At 69.2% G+C, this 3,811-nt stretch carries 3 protein-coding genes; all 3 read left to right on the top strand.

Annotated features, from left to right (window positions below; all coding sequences use genetic code 11):
• A partial coding sequence (locus tag PHN62_RS17390; RefSeq protein WP_300152704.1) for a GapR family DNA-binding domain-containing protein occupies positions 1–558 on the top strand: 558 nt, incomplete at its 5' end.
• A complete protein-coding gene (locus PHN62_RS17385) occupies positions 555–1,469 on the top strand; it encodes an ATP-binding protein (protein ID WP_300152703.1) in 915 nt (304 codons plus the stop codon). The genes PHN62_RS17390 and PHN62_RS17385, both read left to right, overlap by 4 nt.
• Positions 1,456–3,567 carry an AAA family ATPase gene (locus tag PHN62_RS17380; protein ID WP_300152702.1) on the top strand — a complete coding sequence of 704 codons (2,112 nt, stop codon included), beginning with the start codon at positions 1,456–1,458 and terminating at the stop codon, positions 3,565–3,567. The genes PHN62_RS17385 and PHN62_RS17380 overlap by 14 nt, the downstream gene beginning before the upstream one ends.
• The last annotated feature ends 244 nt before the right edge of the window (positions 3,568–3,811 follow it).

Raw genomic sequence — 3,811 nt, 5'->3', positions numbered from 1 at the left:
TGTCTCGCGGAAGTCGTCGAGGATCTGGAGGGATTGGCCGTCGAGCAGGAGGCTCTGCGGCTGAGGATCAACTCTGTGAAGGATCGCGCGAAATCTCGCGGCCTGAGCGTCAAGGTGATCGGCTCGATCCTGAAGCTTCGGAAAATGTCCGAGGAAGCCCGCGCCGAATATGAGGGCCTGCTCGACCTCTACAAGGCCGATCTCGGCATGCTCGACGGCACGCCGCTCGGGAAATACGCCCGCGACCGCATGGCCAAGGAGAAAAAGCCGGAGGAGGATCTCGAAGCCGGAGCGCCCGCTCCCGAAGATCCCGCCGAGCCTGAAGCTCCGCCCCCGCCGACGCCGGAAGAGATCGAAGCCGCCCGCAAGGCCGGAGGCGCGGCCTTCGCCGAAGGGCGGGACGTGCTCGCCAATCCCTTCGGGGCCGCCGATCCGCGCCGCGCCGCCTGGGATGAAGGCTTCTGCGCCGCCGCCGGATCGGACGGCATGGACATTCCCGACGCCTGGCGCCCGGCCAAGCCCCGGAAGAAAGACGGCTCCAAGGGAGACGGGAAATGAAGGTGGGGACCGGATTGCGAAGCTTCGGCGAGATCCTGCGCCCCGATCAGGCCGAGCCGCCGATCCTCGCGCCCGCCGTGCGCGGGGCGGTGGCCGGATGGATGGCCGAAATGCGGGCCGAGGCCGAATTGCAGGCGGTCGGGCTGAAGGCGCGGAGGCGGGCCATGCTTTACGGCCCGCCCGGCACCGGCAAGACCACTCTCGCGCATCACGTCGCGGCGCGGCTGGGCCTGCCCATGCTGCGGGTGCGGGCGGACCGTCTGACCGGGCAATATATGGGTCAGGCCACGCAGGCCGTGGCGCAGCTCTTCGACCTGATCGAAGAGGAGGAGAAGCCGCTCGTTCTCTTCTTCGACGAAATGGAGGGGATCGGCAGCAAGCGCGAAAGCTTCTCGCGCGGCGGCGCAGACAATGAGCGGATGCTGCAGATGGGCGTCTTGCTCCAGCGCGTCGAGCGCCATGAAGGAATCCTCATCGGCGCGACGAACAAGAAGGAGATGCTCGACGATGCGCTCTGGCGGCGCTTCGATCTGCAGATCCTGATCGGCCAGCCCGGAGAGGATGAGCGCTTCGCCATTCTGCGGCGCTATCTCGCGCCCTATGCCCCTTCGGACGAGGCGGTTTTCGCCATGTCCAAGGCTCTGGACGGGGCTTCTCCCGCCTTGCTGCGGGGCTTCTCGGAATCGCTCAAGCGGATTTCGATCCTCGGGCCGCGCATGGGCCGGGCCCAGAGCTTCGCCGAGATTCTGGCCTCGCTGGCGGTCTCCGTCCAGCCGCATCCCTCCTATGACCCGCCGCCGCTCTGGGGCGACCGGGGCGCGCGGGAACGGCTCGCGGAGGCCTTCCCCTGGCCCATGGCGCGGCCTGAGGCGCCGGAAGGCGACGCGGAGGGCGGCCATGAACGCCCATAGCGTCGATTTCAGCAAGATCGCCCGCGAAGTCGCGGAGAAGCTGCTCGGAGAGCCGAACCGGCATCACTCCAAAGGCGAGGAATTGCGTTGGGGAAACCACGGATCGCTCAAGGTCGACGTCAAGGCCGCGACCTGGTACGACTTCTCCGAAGAGAAAGGCGGCGGGCTGCTCGATCTGCTCAAGCGCGAGCTTCAGACCGACGAGAAGGGCTGTTTCGACTGGATGCGGGATCAGGGCTTCGACGCCCCCGCGCCGGAGCCTGCGCCCAAGGCCGGGAAGGGCGGCGGACGCGGGGCGGCCAGGCCCGCGCGCGGCCAGACCATCAAGGCCGTCTACGACTACGCCGACGCCGAAGGCGCGCTGCTCTATCAGGTGGTGCGCTATGAGCCCAAGGAATTCCGCCAGCGTCGGCCCATGGCGGACGGCGGATGGGCCTGGGGCCTCACGGCGGGGCGCTATGGCCGCGCCGCCGGAGCCGAGAACTGGAAGCGTCTGAAGGACGGCGACCGCGCGCCCGAAATCCGCGAGATGCCGGATGCGCAGATGGTCCCTTATCGGCTGCCCCAGTTGCGGGCCGCCGTCGCCGAAGGCCGGGTTCTCTGGATCGTCGAAGGCGAGAAGGACGTGGCCGCTCTGGAGGCTCTGGGGCTGGCCGCGACCTGCAACGCCGCCGGGGCCGGGAAATGGCGCCCGGACTACGCCGCCCATTTCGTCGGCGCCGAAGTCGTCGTGATCCCGGACGCCGATCAGCCGGGCCGCGCCCATGCCGACAAGGTCTGCGGGTCGCTCGCGCCCGTCGCGGCGCGGGTGCGGCTGCTGGATCTTGGCAAGGCCGTCGCGGGCTTCCCCGAAAAGGGCGACGTCTCCGACTGGCTCGCCGGGGGCGGGACGCGGGAGGCGCTTGAGGCGCTCGCCGAAGCCGCCCCCGCATGGGAGCCCGACGTCCCCGCCGCGCCTTTCGAGCTGATCCGCTTCGGCGAGATGGTTTCATGGCGCCCGAAAGCCGAATGGCTGGTGCATGAATGGCTCGGGCGCGGTCAGCTCGGCGTGCTCTTCGGCGCGCCCAAGACCGGCAAAAGCTTCATCGCGCTCGATATGGCCCTGAAGATCGCCCATGGCTGGGAATGGATGGGCAAGCCCGTGCGCAAAAGCTCGGTCTTCTACATCGCGGCGGAAGGCGGCGAAGGCGTCAAGAAGCGCGTGGCGCTCTGGGCGCAGGAGCATCCGGGCCGCGATCCCAGGGCGCCTTTCTTCATGGCGCCTCAGCGTTTCGACTTTTTCGAGGGCGGAGAGGAGATCGACCGTCTGGCCGACTGGATCAACGCCGCCGCTCCCTTCGCGGGCGCGCCTTTCGGCCTGATCGTCGTGGACACGCTCGCGCGGGTCTTCGGCGCGGGCGACGAAAACGCCGCCGCCGACATGGGGCGCATCATCGAATCCTGCGACCGCCTCAAGGCGGCGACGGGCGCCTGCGTGCTGCTGGTGCATCACGCGGGCAAGGACAGAGGTCGCGGAATGCGCGGCCACAGCAGCCTCTTCGGGGCGGTCGACAGCGTGCTGGAGACGGCTCCGGAGCAAGACGAGGAAGGGAATGAAGTCAGAGACGTCAAAAGGCTGACGTTGCGCGACCAGAAGGACGGCGAAGCGGGCGAGAACCTGCTGATCCGGCTGCGGCAAGCGACCTTCGACCAGAGCCGCCACGGCGGCGCAATCGACGACTTGAGCGGCGCGCCCGCGACAAGCTGCGTCGTCGATTGGGTGAGGGATGGAGGCGAAGCCTCCGCGCAGGACCACGGCCAGGGGATCGCGGGAGACGGAACCGGATCTCTGGAAGCGACGACGGCGGCTTACGAAGGTCAGATGGCCCTGGGCGCTCTTGCGGCGGCGCTCGCCTATGGGGCGGGAGACGACGCGGGCGGCGGCTTCGCAGGCGTCACGGTCGAGGCCTGGGCGCATGCCTACGCCTTGATCTCGGGGCGCGGGGCGCAGGCGAAGGATCATTTGCGAGGGGTGGCCGCGATGCTGTTGCGGGAAGGCCGGATCTCGAAAATGGGGACGCCGGAGAAGCCGCTCTTCGTGATGGGCGCGCCCTTCTGAAGGCGCGCAGGGTCTGATCGGGGCCGGGCCTCGTCGCGCGCGCGGCGGCGGGGCCGTTCCTGAAAGGCCGAAAGCTGGGGCTGACCAACGCGGCGGGCGCGCGCTCCGCTGCGGGCGGTCCCGGCTTGCCTGACGGCGGGCGCGGCGGCGGCCTCAGGGCGCGCCTTCGCGCGGAGGCGCGTTCGCGCGTGAAGAATATTCTTTCATTCGGCGGAGGCGGCGGGGAGATCCCCCCTAAGGGGGG

This window comes from Neomegalonema sp. (assembly GCF_028688855.1).
In the GTDB taxonomy this organism is placed as follows: domain Bacteria; phylum Pseudomonadota; class Alphaproteobacteria; order Rhodobacterales; family Rhodobacteraceae; genus Neomegalonema.
This window is presented reverse-complemented; position numbering and strand designations above follow the sequence as displayed.